The sequence below is a fragment of the Nocardia sp. CA-151230 genome (genome assembly GCF_050942175.1).
GTDB lineage: Bacteria > Actinomycetota > Actinomycetes > Mycobacteriales > Mycobacteriaceae > Nocardia.
The window spans coordinates 835,621-854,652 of sequence record NZ_CP192061.1 but is presented as its reverse complement, the minus strand read 5'-3'; the positions used below and the strand labels follow the sequence as shown (position 1 = coordinate 854,652).

Below are 19,032 nucleotides of genomic sequence, written 5' to 3'. Positions count from 1 at the left end.
TCATCCTGTCCGTCATTGCCCATACCGCCGCGTGCACCGACATTGTTCATCGGGTTCACGCAGGCCGCGTTACTCGACCCTGCTGGTGGCAGGGCTGTCGGCCCCCGCGGAGGGACCGGTCACGCGCGCTTCCCCAAAGGAGTATTCAGTCCTGCGAGCGGGAGGGCCACTCCGGGCCGCTCACCAGGTGCTCATCGGGCGGTGGCGGCCCCCGGGACGGCGACGACGGTCAGACCCGACCACCGCGCGGGGACGGGCAGCCCGTCCACCACGAGGGCGGTGAGATCGTCCAGTTCCGCGGGGTCCGGCCCGTCGAGCCGGACCCGGTCGGCGAACAGGTGGGTGACCCATTCGTCGGCGAGGGTCTCGGTGAGATCGGCGCCGGCCTCCGCCAGGACCATTGACGCCCCGACGCCGCCGGCGGCGATCGGTTCGATGAGCGCGAGGGGGTGATCCGCCAGACCGGACCAGTAGGTGCGTGATTCGAAGGTGAGCTCGGACTCGGCCCGCACCCGATCCACCATGGCCGCGACCTCGTCATAGCTCAGCGACGTCCGGCCCGGCGCCGCGAAGGCGGTGTCATCGCCGCGCAGCGCGCGAATGCGGTGCGCGTAGGTGACCGGCCGGGCCGATTCGGTGGCGACCTCGGCGGTCACCGCGGGATCGTCCAGCGCGAGCCAGTCGATGCCGGGCACCGCGACCGGTTTCCCGGCGGTCAGGCCCACCTTCACATCCAGTCCGCTGGGCGGCAGCCGGTCCAGACCGGCCAGCGGCACCACCGCCGCACCGGTCTTGAGCACGGCCCAGGTGGCCAAGGCCAGGTCGGCTCCCCGGCCCAGCCGCACGGCGACGCCGGTGCCGGGCCCGCAGCCGCGCCCGATCAGGAAGCGGGCCAAACGCGAGGAGCGGGCGTCGAGGTCGCGGTAGGACACCGTCTCCTCACCCCGGACCAGAGCGGGACCGTCGGGGTCGTCCTCGACCGCGGCGGACAGCGACTGCGGCAGCGCCGTGCCGTGCGCGGTGGTGGTCACCGCCGGGGCGGGCGCGGGCAGCGCCCGGGGGCGGGCGCGCTCGGCCGGGCTCAGCAGATCGATGTCGCCCACCGGCATGTGCGGGTCGGCAGCCACCGCGGCCAGGATGCGCACCAGGCGCGCGCCCAGGGCCTCGATGGTGGACTCGTCGAAAAGCTCGGTGGCATAGGAGAAGACGACGGCGAGGTCGCCGGGGGTGCCGTCCGCGGCGAGCGGCCCGGCCTCGACGCCGATCTGCAGGTCGAACTTGGCGGCCTCCAGTGCCGCGTCCACCCCGGAGACCGACAGGCCGGGCAGCTCGAGCTCGGCCACCTCGTTGTGCTGCAACGCCAGTACCACCTGCAGCAGCGGATCGGCCTGGCCACGGCCGGGCGCGACCGCCTCCACCACGCGCTCGAACGGCACGTCCGCGTGGGCGAAGGCCGACAGATCGGTTTCGCGGGCGGCGGCCACCAGATCGTCGAAGGAGGCGGCGGGATCGACCGTGCTGCGCAGGGTGAGGGTATTGACGAACATGCCGACCAGGCCGTCGAGCACCTGCTCGCCGCGGCCCGCGATCGGGGTGCCGACGACGACGTCAGGGCTGCCCGACTGCCGCGCCAGCAGAACCGCGACGGCCGCGTGCATCACCATGAACAGTGACGCATTGTGGCGGCGCGCAATGCGATTCAACTCGGCGTGGATCTCGGCGGGCACGACGTAGTCGACCAGCGCGCCCGCCATGGACGGCGCCGGCGGGCGGGGCCGGTCCAGCGGCAGCAGCGGCCGCGCGGGCAGATCGGCGAGCTGTCCGCGCCAGTAGTCCACCTGCGCTGCGGCGACGGAGTTCTCGTCGGTGTCCGAGCCGATCACCGCGTGCTGCCACAGTGCGAAGTCGGCGTATTGCACGGGCAGCGGCGCCCAGCCGGGCGTCTCGCCCGCGGCGCGCGCGGTGTAGGCGATCATGAGATCGCGGGCCAGCGGCGCGAAGGAGGCGCCGTCGGCGGCGATGTGATGGGCGACCAGGATCAGCAGGTAATCGTCGGGCGCGTCCCCGGTGAGCAGTCGCATACGCACCGGAACCTGGTGCGCGACATCGAATCCGGCGTAGATGAGCTCCTGCACCCGCGCGCCGATGTCGCGGGCGCGCTCCGTCTCGAGACCACCCGCCAGCGCCTCCGCGACCGAGAGCACCTCCTGGTAGGGAGCGCCGCCGGGACCCGATTCCGGGTAGCGGGTGCGCAGCACCTCGTGGCGGGTCAGGACGTCCTCCGCGGCCCGTGCCAGCGCGGGCACGTCGAGGGTGCCGGTGAGGCGGATCACCATCGGGATGTTGTAGGCCGGGGATTCCGGGTCCAGCTGGTTGAGCACCCACATGCGCTGCTGCGCCAGCGACAACGGCACCCGCGCCGGACGCTCCCCCGCCACCAGCGGCGGACGCGCACCGGTCGCGGTGCCCGGCGCGATCCGGGCGGCCAGACCGGAAACCGTTGCGGTCTCGAAGAGCTCGCGCACCGAGACGCCGGCTTCCAGCGCCTCATTGATCCGCGAGACCGCCCGGGTGGCGATCAGCGAGTTGCCACCCAGCTCGAAGAAGTCGTCGTCCGCGCCGACCCGGTCCGCGCCGAGCAGATCCGTGAAGACGCCCGCCACGATCTCTTCGATCGGGGTCGACGGCGCGCGGAAACGCCGGGGCTCGAACACCGGGGCGGGCAGTGCCCGGCGGTCCAGCTTGCCGGAGGCGTTGAGCGGGAAGGCGTCCATGACCGCGATCGAGGAGGGCACCATGTAGGCCGGAAGCAGCTGCGTCAGAGCGGCTTTCACCAGCGTGGGATCGACCTCCGCGGCGGGGTCGCGGGCCACGTAGCCGACCAGCTGCTCACCGCCCTGCGCGTCGGCGCGCACCACCACGACCGACTGGGCCACCCCGGGCTGGGCCAGCAGGGCCGCCTCGATCTCACCGAGTTCGATGCGCAGGCCGCGCAGTTTCACCTGGAAGTCGGTGCGGCCCAGATATTCCAGTTCGCCGTCGACACGCCACTTCACGAGATCGCCGGTGCGATACATGCGCGCCCCGTGACCGAAGGGGTCGGCGACGAACCGGTCGGCGGTCAGGTCCGGGCGGGCCACATAGCCGATGGCCAGCTGGGCACCGGCCAGATACAGCTCGCCCGGGACGCCGGGGGCGACCGGTCGCAACCGCGAATCCAGCACGTAGAGAGCGGTATTGAAGACCGGTCGGCCGATCGGCACCGACACGGTGTCGGCATCGGTCACCTCGTGATAGGTGACGTCGACCGCGGCCTCGGTCGGACCGTAGAGGTTGTGCAGGCGGGCGGTGGTCAGCTCCCGTAGTCGCTGCGCCGTCGGCCCGGGTAGTGCCTCGCCGGAGGCGAACACCTGACGGAGTTCGATTGCCCTCCGCTCCGCTCCGGGCGGGTTCTGGCCGGTCTCACCCAGTGCCGCAAGGAATACCGCGAGCATGGACGGCACGAAATGCACCGTGGTGACGCCCTGTTCGGCGATCACCTGGGCCAGGTACACCGGATCGCGGTGCCCGTCCGGGGTGGCGAGCACCAGGCGCGCGCCGGTCTGCAAGGGCCAGAAGAACTCCCACACCGACACGTCGAAGGTGGCCGGAGTCTTCTGCAGCACCACATCCGCGTAGGTGAGGCGGTACTGCGCCTGCATCCAGACCAGCCGATTGACAATGGCGGCGTGGCCGACGGCCACGCCCTTGGGCCGACCGGTCGAGCCGGAGGTGAACAGGATGTAGGCGGGGTGCCCCGGCCGCAGCGGACGGATCCGTTCGGCGTCCGAGATCGGTGTGCTCGCCCGCCGGGTCCGCGCCCGCTCCTCGGCCTCCTCGACGAAGAGGGCGGGAGTGCCACGCCCGCTGTCGAAGCCGTCCCGCCGAGTGGTCAGCACCAGGCGGGGCCCGGCGGTGCCGAGAATGTGCTCGTTGCGGTCGAGCGGCTGTTCGGGGTCCAGCGGCAGGTAGGCGGCGCCGGCCATGAGGACGGCGTACATGGCCACCACCAGGTCGGTGGAGCGCCGGATGGCCAGGGCCACCGAGGTTTCCGGCCCGACCCCGTAGCCGTCGATGAGTTCGCGGGCCAGCCGGCGGGCACGGTCGGCCAGTTCCCGATAGGTGAGGCGCTCGTCCGCGTAGACCAGTGCCACGATGTCCGGAGTGTCGGCGACCTGCGCCTCGAACATCGAGATCAGGGTCGGCGCGACATCGTTCGGCAGGCCGGCCGCGGCGGTGACGTCGAAGCCGGTGGCGTTCCAGTCGGTCAGGACGCGGCGGCGTTCCTCGGGCGCGAGCAGGTCGAGATCCCCGACGGGTGCGCCCGGGTCGGCCGCGACCAGTTCCAGCACCCGGGCGAAACGGCGGGCGAACAACGCGATGGTCGGCTCATCGAAAAGGTCCAGGGCATAGGAGAATTCGGCCGCCATCGCGGTGCCGTCGCCGCGCTCGTCCACCCTCTCCTGCACGGTCAGCTGCAGGTCGAACTTGGCGAAGGGCACCTCCAGGTCGGTGCCGGAGACGGTGAGCCCGGGTAGCCGGAATTCGGCGGGCGCCAGGTTCTGGAACGAGAGCATCACCTGGAACAGCGGATTGCGCGCCTGCGAGCGGGCCGGATCGAGCAGGTCCACCAGTCGTTCGAAGGGCACGTCGGCGTGGCCGAAGGCGCGCACGTCGGTGTCGCGCACCAGATCCAGCAGGTCGGCGAACCCGGCGGCGGGATCGACGTCGGTGCGCAGCACGAGGGTATTGACGAACATGCCGATGAGGTCGTCCAATTCGGCCTCGCCGCGCCCGGCCACCGGGGTGCCCACGGCGATGTCCCGGGTGCCGGACAGCCGAGCCAGCAGGACCGCGAGTGCCGTGTGCACGACCATGAAGGTGGTGCCGTTGTGGCCACGGGCCAGCCGGCGCACGGCGGCGTACACATTGTCGGCGAGTTCGAAGCGGTAGGTGCCGCCGCGATACGAGGCGACCGGCGGGCGCGGGCGATCCGACGGCAGCACCAGTTCGTCGGGTAGTTCGGCCAGTGTCTCGCGCCAGAAGGCGATCTGCCGTGCCAGCGTGGAGTTCTCGTCGTCCTCGGCGCCGAGTGCCGTGCGCTGCCACAGGGTGTAGTCGGCGTACTGCACCGGCAGCGGAGCCCAGTGCGGCGCGGCCCCGGAACTGCGGGATACGTACGCGGTCACCAGGTCCCGGGTGAGCGGGCCCATGGAGAAGCCGTCGGCGGCGATGTGGTGCACCACGCCGACCAGCACCTGCTCGCCGGGTCCGAGGCGCAGCACCCGCAACCGGATGGGCGGGGCGGCGGTGACGTCGAAGCCCGTCCCGCCGAGTGCCATCACCCGGGTGGTCAGCTCCGCGGCATCGATGTCCTCGACCGGGAGGTCGGGTATCGCACGGGGATCGGTGAGCGGCAGCACCTGCTGATAGCCTTCGCCGTCCACCTCGGGGTAGACGGTGCGCAGCACCTCGTGCCGCTCGACCAGGTCCCGGACGGCGGCGCGCATGGCCTCGACGTCGAGCTCGCCCGAGAGCCGCACCGCGAGCGGCACATTGTCGACCGCGCTGTCGGGTGCGAACCGATTGAGGAACCACATGCGCTGCTGTGCGTAGGACAGCGGCACGCGATCGGGCCGCGGCCCGGATACCAGTGCGGGGGCGGTGTTCCCGTCGGCCTCCCCGGCCAGCAGCGCGGCCAGGTCGGCGACGGTGGACGCCTCGAACAGCACGCGCACCGGAACCCGCAGGCCCAGCGCCGTGCCGATGCGGGCCACCGCCTGGGTGGCCAGCAGCGAATTGCCGCCCAGCTCGAAGAAGTCGTCGTCGGAGCCGACGCGCAGCGGCTCGGCGCCGGGCGGGGTGAGCAGGCCGGAGAAGACCTCCGCGACAGCGGATTCGGCGGCGGTCGCGGGGGCACGGAAGGCCCGGGTGGTGAAGACCGGCTCCGGCAGCCGCTCGCGGTCGACCTTGCCGACCGGGGTCAGCGGGATCTCGTCGAGCACCATGATGGCGGCGGGAACCATGTACGCGGGCAGGGATTCTCCCGCGAAGGCTGCCAATTCCGCGGTGTCGAGGGCGGTTCCGGGGCTGGGCAGCACGTAGGTGACCAGGGCGGCGGCGCCGGTGGGCAGGGTGGTGCCCAGGGTGACCGCGAAGTCGACGCCGGGGTGCGCGGTGAGGGCGCTGTCGATCTCGCCGAGTTCGATGCGCAGACCGCGGATCTTGACCTGGAAGTCGGTGCGGCCGTGGTGTTCGAAGTTCCCGTTCTCCAGGCGTTTGACCAGGTCGCCGGTCCGATACAGCCGCTGTCCGGGTTCGCCGTAGGGTCCGGCGACGAAGCGCTCCGCGGTCAGCACGGGCCGGTTCAGATAGCCCGCGGCCAGTGCCGGTCCGGCCAGATAGAGCTCGCCGACCACGCCGGGCGGCACCGGCCGCAGACCCGCGTCCAGCACGTACGCGCCGATCCCGGGCAGCAGGGTGCCGATGTGCGTGCCGCCGCCGGGCGACAGCGCCGCGGTGCCGGTGGACAGCGCGGTGACCTCGGTCGGGCCGTATTCGATATGGAAGTCGCGGTCGGGGGTGATCCAGCGATCCACCAGGGCGGGCGGCACCCGCTCACCGCCGCACATGATGGCGCGCAGGTCCTGCGGGACAGCCGGATCGAGCGATTCCAGCACCGCCGGCGTGATGCAGATGTGGGTAATCCGTTCGCGTCTGAGTAGCTCGGACAGCTCGTGGCCGCCGAACACGTCCGGCGGCACCACGACCAGGGTGGCGCCCGCGGTGAAGGCGTACAGCATCTCGACGATGGAGAAGTCGAAGCTCGGGGTGGTGAGCTGGGTGATGCGGGAATCCTCGGTCACCGCACGGCTTTCCCGGCGGGCGGCCAGCCCGGCCAGCCCGGAGTGCGTGATGGCCACACCCTTGGGTTTACCGGTGGAGCCCGAGGTGTAGATGACGTAGGCCAGGTGCTGCTCGGTCAGCGGCCGGGTGCGGTCGGCATAGGAGATCGGGTGCGCGGGCCGGGCCGCGATGCGCTCGGCCCGGGTGGGATCGTCGAGTTCGATCCAGTAGGCGGCGGTCCCCAGCCCGGCCCGGTGGGTCGCCAGGGTGACGCCGAATTTCGCGCCGGAGTCGGTGAGCATGTGTTCGATCCGGTCGCCCGGATAGGTCGGATCCACCGGCAGATAGGTGGCGCCGGTCTTCACGATGGCCCACATGGCCAGCACCGATTCCACCGAGCGTGCGATGCCCATGGCCACCACGTCACCTGGGCCGATGCCCAGGGCGATGAGTTCGCGCGCCACCCGCGAGGACTGCTCGTCGAGCTCCCGGTAGGTGAGTTCGCGCTGGTCGGAAGGGTTTCCGGTGGGATTGAAACTGATGGCGACGGCATCGCCGGCGGATTCGACTGCCGCGGTGAGCAGTTGACCGAAGAAGGGGCTGCCGGACCGGCGGCGTCTGCTCCCACGGACTGATCTACGGGTTGTATCCATCCGTGTTGTCCACCTCACACGTCCAGCAATCCACACATGTCGAATTTCTTCGACAGCCCGGGCCGACGAAACCGACTCGCCCGGGCGAACCGGCACAGCATAGCCGCGCACAGCAGCTACGGCCGCTCGAACTGGAGGGACTATCGGCGGCCCGGTCCCGGCGTTGCAGCATGTGACCTGCGCCATAGCGATTGCCGTTCGCTACTACTCGCGCCGCCGGGAGGTGGATCCGGCGGCGCGAGCACGACCCGCTAGCGCACGGCTACTCGGGTAGGACGAGCACGGCGGCGTCCGTCCAGCGCTCGGCGGCCGTCGTCGGCGCGTCGAGCACCACGGCCCGAAGATCCTCGAGCGGAGCGGGATTCAGCTCTCCGAGGCGATCGTGGTCGGCGAAGACGTGGGTGACCCACTCGTCGCCCAGCGCCTCCGAGAGATCCGGTCCGGCCGAATCCACCAGGACCACAGAGGCTCCGACCGCGCCCGCCGCGACCACCTCGATCAGGGTCAGCGCGGAATCGGCCGCACCGTGGTGGAAGGTGCGCGACTCGAAGGTCAGGGCGAGGGCTCGGGCCCGGTCCACCGCGGCGGCCAGGCCGTCGTAGGTGAGGGTCCGGTCCGCCGCCGCGTGGGCGATATCGGTGCCGCTCAGTGCGCGAATCCGGTTGGCGTAGGTGACCGGTCGCGCCGATTCGGCGGCGATCTCGGCGGCCGTCTCGGAGTCGTCGAGCGACAGCCATTCGATGCCGCGCACGCTGTCGGGCGCGGTGCCGACGGTGATGCCGACCTTCACATCCCGGCCCGGGACTTCCGCGGCGGCGAAGGGCACCACCATGGTGCCCGCCTTCAGCACCGCCCACACCGCGACCACCTGGTCGACGCCGCGGTCCAGGCGCAGCACCACGCCGGTGCCCGGGCCGCTGCCGCGGGCGATGAGCACCCGGGCCAGCCGGGAGGAGCGGGCGTCGAGTTCCTGATAGGTGAGCGCCTCGTCGCCCCACACCAGCGCCGGGCCGTCCGGGTCGTCCTCGGCGGCGGTGGTGAGCACCTGGGCCAGGGCGGCGCCGCGCACACCGACGCCGGCGGTTTCCGACGCGGGCTGCGACAGTGCCTGCACCGCAGCGGATTCCGCGGCATCGAGCAGCACGATGTCACCGACGGGCAGCTGTGGATCCGCGGCAACCGAGGTGAGCACCCGCTCGAGGGCCCGGCCGAAGGACTCCATGGAGGAGGCCTCGAACAGCTCGGTGTCGTAGTTGAGGATCACTGCCAGCTCACCCGCAGCGCCCGCCGCGCCGGGGCGCGGTTCCACGCTGATCTGCAGATCGAACTTGGCCGTCGCCAGCTCGGTGTCGACCGCCGCCACCGTCAGGCCCGGCAGCTCGAGCACCGGGGTCTCGGTGTTCTGCAGCGAGAGCACCACCTGCAGTAGCGGATTCGCTGCGATCCGGCCCGGCGCGGCGAGTTCGGCGACCCGTTCGAACGGCACATCCGCGTGGGCGAAGGCCGACAGGTCGGTCTCGCGGGCCCGCTCGACCAGCTCGTCGAACGGTGCGGCCGCATCGACCCGGGTGCGCAGGGTGAGGGTATTGACGAACATGCCGACCAGATCGTCGAGCGCACGCTCGCCGCGCCCGGCGACCGCCGTGCCCAGGACGATGTCGGCGCTGCCCGACAGCCGCGACAGCCAGGCCGCCACCGCCGCGTGCACCACCATGAACAGCGACGCATTGTGGTTGCGCGCCAGGCGATTCAGCCCCGCGTGCACCTCGGCGGGCAGGGTGAAGTCGAGCAGCGCGCCGCGCATGGCGGCCGCCGCCGGGCGCGGCCGGTCCAGCGGCAGGATCGGGCGATCCGCCAGTCCGGCCAACTGCTCACGCCAGAACGCGACCTGCGCGGCGGCGGGCGAGTCCGCGTCGTCCTCGACGCCGATGGCCGCCCGCTGCCACACCGCGTAGTCGGCGTACTGCACCGGCAGCGGCGCCCACGCCGGGGCCTCGCCGGCGGCGTGCGTGAGGTAGGCGGTCATCAGGTCGCGGGCGAGCGGGGCCATGGAAGCGCCGTCGGCGGCGATGTGGTGGGCCACCAGGACCAGCAGGTAGTCGTCCGGATCGTCGCCGGTGATCAGGCGCACCCGCACCGGAACCCGCTGGGCCACATCGAATCCGGTGCCGACCAGCTCGGCGACCCGGCCGCCGATATCGCCGGACCGCTCCACCTCGAGGCCGTGCGGCAGCACATCGGCGACCGAGAGGATCTCCTGGTAGGCCGGTGCGCCCGGAGCCGATTCGGGGTAGCGCGTACGCAGCACCTCGTGGCGGGTCAGCACATCCTCGACGGCGTGCCGCAGGGCGGGCACATCGAGTGCGCCGGTGAGGCGGATGACCATCGGAATGTTGTAGGCCGGGGATTCCGGATCCAGCTGATTGAGCACCCACATGCGCTGCTGTGCAAGGGAAAGCGGGACCCGCGCCGGACGCTCTCCCGCCACCAGCGGCGGACGCACGCCCGTCGCGGCCCCCGGCACGATACGCGCCGCCAGACCGGAAACCGTTGCGGTCTCGAAGAGTTCGCGCACGGCCACATTGGCGTCGAGGGCGGCGTTGATGCGGGCCACCGCGCGAGTGGCGATCAGCGAGTTGCCGCCCAGCTCGAAGAAGTCGTCGTCCGCGCCCACCCGGTCCGCGCCGAGCAGTTCGGCGAAGACATCGGCCACGCTCTCCTCGATCGGGGTCGAGGGCGCGCGGAAGCTCTTGGCCTCGAACACCGGGGCCGGCAGCGCCTTGCGGTCCAGCTTGCCGGAGGCATTGAGCGGGAACGCGTCGAGCACCACGATGGCACTGGGCACCATGTAGGCCGGAAGCGCGCGGGCCAGACCGGCTTTCAGCTCATCGGCGGTGGCCTCGGCGCTCACCACGTAGCCGACCAGCTGGTCACCGGTGTGCGCGTCCGCGCGCACCACCACGACCGACTGCGCGACGCCCGGCCGCGCCAGCAGCGCCGCCTCGATCTCACCGAGTTCGATGCGCAGACCGCGCAGCTTCACCTGGAAGTCGGTGCGGCCCAGGTACTCCAGCTCACCGGCGGCATCCCACTTCACGAGATCGCCGGTGCGGTACAGGCGTTCGCCCGTGCCGAAGGGATCGGCCACGAAGCGATCGGCGGTCAGGTCGGGCCGTTCGACGTAGCCGCGCGCCAGCTGCACACCGGCGAGATACAGCTCGCCCGCGACGCCGACGGGCACCGGATTCAGGCGCGAATCCAGCACGTAGACACGGGTGTTGAAGACGGGGCGGCCGATCGGCACCGACACCGTGTCGGCCTCGGTCACCTCGTGATAGGTGACGTCGACCGCGGCCTCGGTCGGACCGTAGAGGTTGTGCAGCCGCGCACCGGTCAGCTCCCGCAGCTGCCGCGCGGTGGGCGCGGGCAGCGCCTCACCCGAGGCGAACACCCGACTGAGTTCGATTGCCCTCCGCTCCGCTCCGGGCGGGTTCGCGGCGCTGAAGGTCTCGTTCTTCCCTCCCTCCGCTCCTCCGCTTCGCTCCCCCGCTCCGCTCAGTCCAGAACGAGACGCGCCGCGAACCATCGGGCCGGTCTCACCCAGTGCCGCGAGGAATACCGCGAGCATGGACGGCACGAAATGCACCGTGGTGATGCGCTGTTCCGCGATGATCTGCGCCAGGTACACCGGATCGCGATGCCCGTCCGGCTTGGCGACCACCAGGCGCGCGCCGGTCTGCAAGGGCCAGAAGAACTCCCACACCGACACGTCGAAGGTGGCCGGGGTCTTCTGCAGCACCGCGTCTTCCGCGGTCAGCGCGTACTCGTGCTGCATCCACACCAGGCGATTGACGATGGCCCGGTGCTCGACGGCGACGCCCTTGGGGCGGCCGGTCGAGCCGGAGGTGAAGATGACGTAGGCGGTGTGCTCCGGCCGCAGCGGCCGGACACGCTCGGCATCGGTGATCGGCGCACCGCTGTGCGACCGCGCCGCGGCCTCCGCCCGCTCCACCGTGACCGTCACGACCTCGCGTGCGCCGGCGTCGAATTCGTCCCGCTCGGCGGTGAGCAGCAGGCGCGGGCGCGCGGTGTCGAGAATGTGGCCGATGCGGTCGAGCGGCTGGTCCGGGTCCAGCGGCACGTACGCGGCGCCGGCGTGCAGCACCGCGTACATGGCCACGACCAGTTCCGTCGAACGCCGAAGGGCCAGCGCCACCAGCGATTCCGGCCCCGCGCCCTCGGCGATGAGCAGCCGCGCCAGGCGATTGGCCCGTTCGGACAGCTCGCGATAGGTGAGGGTCTCGTCCGCGAAGCTCAGCGCGATGGCGTCCGGGGTGGCCGCCACCTGCGCCTCGAACCGCGAAACCAGGGTCGCCGCAGCGCCTTCCGGCAGCGTCGCCGCCACGTCGAAGGCGGTGGCGTTCCAGTCGCCCAGCACCCGGTGCCGCTCCCCCGCGGAGAACAGCGCGAGATCGCCGACCGGGGCGGCCGGGGCGGCGGTCACCGCGGCGAGCACCCGCTGGAAGCGAGCGACCAGTTCGGCGACGGTGGCCGCGTCGAACAGGTCCAGGGCGTAGGAGAATTCGGCGGCCAGGCCGGTGGCGTCGCCGTGCTCGTCGTGCGACTCCTGCATGGTGAGCTGCAGGTCGAACTTGGCGAACGGGATCTCGAGGTCCGCGCCGGCCACCGTGAGCCCGGGGAGTTCCAAACGGGTCGGCGCCATGTTCTGGAAGGTCAGCATGACCTGGAACAGCGGATTGCGGGCCTGCGAGCGGGCCGGGTCCAGCAGTTCCACCAGACGCTCGAACGGCACGTCGGCGTGGCCGAAGGCGCGCACGTCGGTCTCGCGCACCCGCGCCACCAGGTCCGCGAAGGAGACGGCCGGGTCGATGTCGGTGCGCAGCACCAGGGTGTTGACGAACATGCCGATGAGGTCGTCGAGTTCGGCCTCACCGCGTCCGGCCACCGGCGTGCCGATGGCGATGTCGCGGGTGCCGGAGAGCCGGGCCAGCAGCACGGCCAGCGCCGAGTGCACCACCATGAACAGGGTGGTGTTGTGCGTCTCGGCGAAATGCCGGGCGGCCGCGTAGATCTCGTCGTCGATGCGGAAGGCGTGGGTGCCGCCGCGGTAGGAGGCGACGGCGGGCCGCGGCCGATCCCAGGGCAGCACCAGTTCATCGGGCAGGTCCGCGAGGGCCTCGCGCCAGTAGGCGATCTGGCGGGACAGCGCCGAGTCAGGATCGTCCTCACTGCCCAGCGATTCCCGTTGCCACACCGCGTAATCGGCGTACTGCACCGGCAGCGGGGCCCACTGCGGGGCGGCGCCGCGCATGCGCTCGGCGTAGGCGGAGACCAGGTCGCGAGCCAGCACGCCGATCGAAACACCGTCGGCGGCAATGTGATAGATGGCGGCCACCAGCACGTGCTCGTCGGGCGCGAGCCGCAGCAGGCGCAGCCGCAGCGGCGGGGCGGCGGTGACATCGAAGCCGGCGCCGACCACCTCGGCCACCCGGGCCGGGATCTCGGCGGCGTCGATGTCGACGACCGGCAGTTCGGGCAGCGCCCGCGGATCGCCGGCGGGCAGCACCAGCTGGTAGCCCTCGCCGTCGACCTCCGGGTAGAGGGTGCGCAGGACCTCGTGGCGCGCAACCAGATCCGCGGCCGCGGCGCGCATGGCGTCCACGTCGAGGGCGCCGGACAGCCGCACCGCGAGCGGCATGTTGTCGACCGCGCTGTTCGGGTCGAAGCGGTTGAGGAACCACATGCGCTGCTGCGCGAACGACAGCGGCACCCGGTTCGGGCGGGGCAGCGAGCCGAGTGCCGGTCCCGCGGCGGCCGGGGCCGATTCGCCGTGGAGCCGCCGGGCCAGCTCGGCCACGGTCGAGCCCTCGAACAGCACGTGGACCGGGACCCGCACGCCGAGTGCGGTGCCGATGCGCGCGGCGGCCTGTGCGGCCAGCAGCGAGTTGCCGCCGAGTTCGAAGAAGTCGTCGTCCGCACCCACCCGCGCGTCCGGGTTGTCCGGAATCAGCAAGGCGGCGAACACTTCCGCGACGATCTCCTCGGCGCGGGTGGCGGGGGCCCGGAACTCGCGGGCCGCGAAAACCGGTTCCGGCAGGGCATTCCGATCCAGCTTGCCGACCGGGGTCAGCGGAATCTCGTCCAGCACCAGCAGGGCGGCGGGCACCATGTAGGCGGGCAGCGATTCGCCGACGTGCGCCGCCAGCGCCGCGGTGTCCAGGGTCGCGCCCGGCCGCGGCAGCACGTACGACACCAGCGCGGTCGCGCCGGAGGGCAGCGTCTTGCCCAGTGTCGCAGCGAAATCCACGTCGGGGTGCGCGCTCAGCGCATTGTCGATCTCGCCGAGTTCGATGCGCAGGCCGCGGATCTTGACCTGGAAGTCGGAGCGGCCCAGGTACTCGATGATGCCCGGGTTGTCCGATTCGGCGGGGGTGCGGCGCACCAGGTCGCCGGTGCGGTACAGGCGCGCGCCCGGTGTACCCGCCGCCTCGCCGAAGGGACTCGCCACGAAGCGTTCCGCGGTCAGCCCCGGCCGCCCCTTGTAGCCCTGCGCCAGTGCCGGACCCGACAGGTACAGCTCGCCTACGACGCCGTCCGGCACCGGCCGCAAGCGCGAATCCAGTACGTACGCACCGACACCCGGGATGGCCGAGCCGATGGTGATCGGCTCGCCGGGCAGCAGCGGGGCGCTCGAGGTGGCGAGAATGGTCGCCTCGGTCGGGCCGTAGCCGTTGTAGAAGGAGCGGTCGGCGGTCGCCCAGCGCGACACCAGTTCCGGGCCGAACTTGTCACCGGCCACCACCACGGTGGTCAGCTCGGTCAGCCCGGCCGGATCCACCGATTCCAGTGCGCCCGGGGTGATCAGCACATGGGTGACGGCCTCACGGCCCAGCAGCTCGGCCAGTTCCACGCCGCCGAAGACCCCGGCCGGTGCGATGACGAGGGTCGCACCGGCGGTGAAGGTCAGCAGCAGTTCCAGCACCGAGACGTCGAAGCTCGGCGAGCAGACGTGCAGCACACGCGAATCCGCGGTGACCGCGTAGTGCTCCCGCTCGGCGGCCACCAGCCCGGCCAGGCCGGTGTGGGTGACCACCACGCCCTTGGGCTTTCCGGTCGACCCGGAGGTGTAGATGACATAGGCCGGATGCTGCTCGGTGAGCGTGCCCGGCCGGTCGGCATAGGAGATGGGGTGATCCGGGTGCGCGGCGATGCGCTGCGCGTGCGCCGGATCGTCCAGTTCGATCCATTCGGCGGCGGTGCCCAGCGCGGCGCGGTACTCCCGCGTCGTCAGGCCCAGCACCGCGCCGGAGTCGGTGAGCAGGTGTTCGATGCGATCGGGCGGATAGGCCGGATCGACCGGCACGTAGGCCGCGCCGGTCTTGGCGATGGCCCAGACCGACAGCACCGATTCGATGGAGCGGGTGATGCCGATCGCGACCATGTCGCCGGGGCCGACGCCGCGGCCGATCAATTCCCGGGCGAGCTGCGAGGACCCGGCATCGAGTTCGCGGTAGCTGATCTCGCGCTGGTCGGCCGGGTTTCCGGTGGGATTGAACCGGATGGCGATGTCGTCGGCGGCGGACTCGACCGCGGCGGTGAGCAACTGCCCGAAGAGTGGGCTGCCGGACCGACGCCGACGATTACCGCGAGCTGTACGGCGGGCAGTATCCATTCGCGTGCATTCACCTCTCGGGTTCATCTTTTCCGCAGGCCGAAGACACTCGGCCCGACCCACGAAAAAAAGGCGTCTTGTTCCCTTGGACGCCAACGGGTGAGCGGATCAAACAATCATATCGATGCTCGCGAGCGGCCTCGAGCGGCCCGAGCACAGTGACTATCGCTGAGCAGCAATGATTGTTGCTATGAAGTGACTTGCACCACAGCGGTTCAGAGCCAGCCGCGGCGTGTCGCCTGCACGCCGGCCTGGAACCGCGTGCTGGCGCCGAGGCGCTCGAGCAGACTCGCGGTGCGGCGCACCACCGTTCGGCGCGAGAGGCCGAGCCGGCGGGCGATGGTGTCGTCGGTGGCGCCCATGCTCATCAGCGTCAGAATGGCCTTGTCGCGCTCGTCGAGGGCTTCGGAAGGGTTCACCGAGATCGGCGTGGCCATCAGCCACAGCGAGTCGAATGTCTTGACCAACAGGTCCAGCGTGGGCGACGGGCCGACGCGCACGCCCATGGGGTCGCCGCGGCGCTCATCGGTGTGCAGCACCAGCACCGCGCGCCGATCGTCGGCGACGATCAGCTTCATGGGCGGATCGGGCAGCGTACGCGCTTGCGCCCCAATCGCATTGGTGGCCAGGACGTGGCGCAGCCGCTCCGGGTCCTGGTAGATGGTCTCCTGGTACAGGGTGCGGTAGGCGATGCCCGCGGCGATGCGCGAGGACTTCAGCTCGAACATCCGCTCCTCGGTCTCCACATCGGAGAGGAACGGGCCGCGCTCCACCACCTTCACGCAGGCGTGCGCGGTGTGCTGCAGGTCCTCGAAATCGGCCAGCAGCTGGCGGCGTTCGTAGACCGCGACCACCGCGCCGTCGGCATCGGTGGTGCGGCGCACCGAGCGGAAGGTCTCGCCCAGGCGCGCGGCGGCCGACTGCATGCGCAACATGTCCTGATTGCGCCGGCGAGTCTCGGCCTCCGACAAGGCTTCCGGCGCGTGCGCGTCGAACCGCACCACGCCCTTGCCGTCGGTGAGGCGCACCGCGGCCTCGAGCTGGCACAGCGCCTCCAGCGCGGCCTCGGCCACGCGCGGCGGGATGGTCAGCCGCTCGGCCACCTCGAGCACGGTCGAGCGCGGGTGCTGCACGAGCACCGCGTAGGAGCGGCCGGGCACGGAGGCCGGGTCGAAGAGATCGTCCAGTGTCGTCACCGCACCCACCGGCGGGCGCCGGTCCGGAAAGCGTCCGGTCGAGGGCAGCGGTGAACGGTCTACTGGTCCGGTCCCCACTGCTGCTGCATGAGAACGCCCTTGCTGGCTAGCCATGGCAGCGGATCCATCTTGTTGTCGGCGGCGTCCCAGATCTCGAGGTGCAGATGGGGACCTGTGGAGTTTCCGCGGTTTCCCACGGAGGCGATGACATCGCCGGCGTTCACCCGCTGGCCTACCGTCACGTACATGTCGTTGACGTGGCCGTAGACCGCGGTGGTGCCGTCGTCCTGCTTGACGCGCACCCAGAGGCCGAAGCCCGCGGCAGGGCCGGCGGAGATGACCTCACCGCCCATGACCGAGCGGATCGGCGTGCCGATCGGATCGGCGAAGTCGATGCCGTAATGCATTGCGCCCCAGCGCATGCCGAAGCCGGAGGTGAGCTGGCCGTCGACCGGCTTGACCACGTTCGGGCCCGGGTTCAGCTGCTGCTGGAGGTTCTTGAGGGTCTGCTCGGCCTGCTGCAGCGGCGCGGAGATCTCCGGCGGCAGGTTCTGCAGGCCGAACGGGGCAGGATCGGGCGTGGTGGCCGCGATCAGCTGGGCCTGCGGGATCTGCGCCGCGGGGGCGGAGTCCTTCGCCTGCTTCAGATCGAGGTCGGCCTGCTCGACCGGGGCGACGTCCTCGCCGATGGTGGTGGGCTTCTCGTCGTGCGTGGGTAGCAGCGGCGCGGCGTGCGCCAGGGCCGGGACCAGCTGCGTCCCGGTGCCGATCAGGGCGCCGGCGGCGACGGCCACACCCGCGGCGGTCTTCACGCGCTCGGCGGTGGAGGGTTCGGCCCGGTGGCGTCGGCGCGGCATGGTGACAGTGCTGCCCGCACCGGAATCACCAATCAGATCCATGACTGTGACAGAGTTCGCGGTCGTTCGATGGTGCGGCACTGCAAGTCCTAGCGTTCGGTGGGTCCGGTAACGATTCGGCATCGCTGTGACGGAAACTGTACTCGCCTGTGACCAATTCGCAACCTTTTGTGCGATAACACCAGGTCGAGTGCTCGAACCCTTGGTCACAAACCGTAACGGAAGGCGCACACTTGCGAGATGGTTCTCGACGAGTTGGATACGCCGATCGTTCTTGCCCCCATGGCGGGCGGACCGTCCACCCCCGAACTGGCCGCCGCCGTGACCGAGGCCGGTGGGCTGGGCTTCGTTGCCGCCGGATACCTGCCGGCGAGCGAGCTGGCCGCCCGGATCAAGGCCACCCGGGCACTGACCTCCGGGGCGTTCGGGGTCAATCTGTTCTATCCGTCCGAACCGAGTCCGACCGATCGGTTCGATGCATATGTAAGGACGCTGGCGGCCGAGTTCCCGGTCGGCGAGGCCCGCTACGACAGCGACGACTGGGCCGCCAAGCTGGACCTGCTGATCGCCGATCCGGTACCGGTGGTGTCCAGCACCTTCGGCTGCCCGACCGCCGGGGAGATCGCGCGCCTGCACGCGGCCGGGTCCGAGGTGTGGGTGACGGTCACCACCGTGGCCGAGGCCCGGCAGGCGGTTGCCGCGGGCGCGGACGTGCTGATCGCACAGGGCGCGGAGGCGGGCGGGCACCGCGGCGTCTTCGTCGACGATCCGGCCGACGACCTCACCGACCCGCTGGGACTGCTGACGCTGCTGCAACTGCTGCGCGCCGCGGTGGACACACCGATCGTGGCGGCGGGCGGCATCGCGACCGGGGCGGCGGTCGCGGGGGTGCTGTGCGCGGGCGCGGCGGCGGCGCAGCTCGGCACCGCGTTCCTGCGCTGCCCCGAGGCCGGAACCGCGCCCCTGGTCCGGGACGCCATCACCGCATCGACGCCGACCATGCTGACCCGCGCCTTCACCGGGCGGCGGGCGCGCGGCCTGCGCAATCGGTTCATGGTGGAGCATCCGGACGCCCCCGTCGCGTACCCCGAGATCCATTACGCCACCGGGCCTTTGCGGGCGGCCGCGCGGACGGCGGGCAATGCCGACGCGGTGAATCTCTGGGCCGGTCAAGCGCATTCGCTGGCGCCGGAGCTACCGGCGGGCGAGTTGGTCCGCACCCTGTCGGCGGATGCGAAAAATGCTCTGGAGCGGGCATTTTCGCTGCGAATCCAGACTTATTGACAACCGATTCCATCTACAATCGGCTGACACCTTCCGCCATCCCATGAGGAGAGCGATATGTCACTCGACGTACCCACCGCACTACTCGAGCGCGCCGAACGCGGTGAAGTCAGCGACGCAGAGTTCGTCGAATGCGTCCGTAATTCGCTGCCCTACGCCTACGAGGTCGTCAGCCGGGTAGCCGCCGATCTGCGTTCCGGCACGGCGGAATACGCCGACAACACCATTCCCCCGCCGGATGAGACCGCCCGCGGCCAGCTGTTGCGCGCCATGGCCTCCGACGCCATCCGCGGCGGCCTCGAACGCCACTTCGGCATCAAGCTCGCCTTCCAGAACTGTCACCGGGTGGCGGCCTTCCCGCTCACCTCGGTCGGCGGCGACACCTACACCACCTTCATCTCCACCCGCGCCCAGCTGCTCAACCAGAGCCCGGAACTCCGGAACTGCTGAGTGCGATGCGGTAA

At 71.1% G+C, this 19,032-nt stretch carries 6 protein-coding genes; 2 read left to right on the top strand and 4 right to left on the bottom strand.

From position 1 onward, the window contains the following. Window positions 1-191: 191 nt before the first annotated feature. The 4 genes from ACQP1O_RS03800 to ACQP1O_RS03785 form a co-directional block, all read right to left on the bottom strand. Complete coding sequence (locus tag ACQP1O_RS03800) at window positions 192-7,538, bottom strand: amino acid adenylation domain-containing protein (protein WP_433564517.1); 7,347 nt, start codon at window positions 7,536-7,538, stop codon at window positions 192-194. Between the two features lie 262 nt (window positions 7,539-7,800). Further along, a complete protein-coding gene (locus ACQP1O_RS03795) occupies window positions 7,801-15,231 on the bottom strand; it encodes an amino acid adenylation domain-containing protein (RefSeq protein WP_433564516.1) in 7,431 nt (2,476 codons plus the stop codon). Between the two features lie 215 nt (window positions 15,232-15,446). Further along, a complete protein-coding gene (locus tag ACQP1O_RS03790) occupies window positions 15,447-16,427 on the bottom strand; it encodes a LuxR C-terminal-related transcriptional regulator (protein ID WP_433564515.1) in 981 nt (326 codons plus the stop codon). Between the two features lie 59 nt (window positions 16,428-16,486). Next, entirely contained in the window at window positions 16,487-17,326 is an 840-nt protein-coding gene (locus tag ACQP1O_RS03785; protein WP_433564514.1) for a M23 family metallopeptidase, read from the bottom strand. 198 nt (window positions 17,327-17,524) lie between these two features. Between ACQP1O_RS03785 and ACQP1O_RS03780 the strand changes: the two genes are divergently transcribed. Continuing rightward, window positions 17,525-18,568, top strand: a complete 1,044-nt coding sequence (locus ACQP1O_RS03780) for a nitronate monooxygenase (RefSeq protein WP_433564513.1) — start codon at window positions 17,525-17,527, stop codon at window positions 18,566-18,568. 57 nt (window positions 18,569-18,625) lie between these two features. Next, the gene (locus ACQP1O_RS03775; protein ID WP_354830660.1) at window positions 18,626-19,018 is read left to right on the top strand and encodes an SCO5389 family protein; all 393 of its coding nucleotides are present in this window, start codon (window positions 18,626-18,628) and stop codon (window positions 19,016-19,018) included. Window positions 19,019-19,032: the final 14 nt, after the last annotated feature.

What these genes read in the sequence shown, in the direction of transcription:
- ACQP1O_RS03775 (WP_354830660.1), top strand. Translation starts at nt 18,626, where the DNA reads ATGTCACTCGACGTACCCACCGCACTACTCGAGCGCGCCGAACGCGGT.
- ACQP1O_RS03785 (WP_433564514.1), bottom strand. Translation starts at nt 17,326, where the DNA reads ATGGATCTGATTGGTGATTCCGGTGCGGGCAGCACTGTCACCATGCCG.
- ACQP1O_RS03780 (WP_433564513.1), top strand. Translation starts at nt 17,525, where the DNA reads ATGGTTCTCGACGAGTTGGATACGCCGATCGTTCTTGCCCCCATGGCG.
- ACQP1O_RS03800 (WP_433564517.1), bottom strand. Translation starts at nt 7,538, where the DNA reads ATGGATACAACCCGTAGATCAGTCCGTGGGAGCAGACGCCGCCGGTCC.
- ACQP1O_RS03795 (WP_433564516.1), bottom strand. Translation starts at nt 15,231, where the DNA reads ATGGATACTGCCCGCCGTACAGCTCGCGGTAATCGTCGGCGTCGGTCC.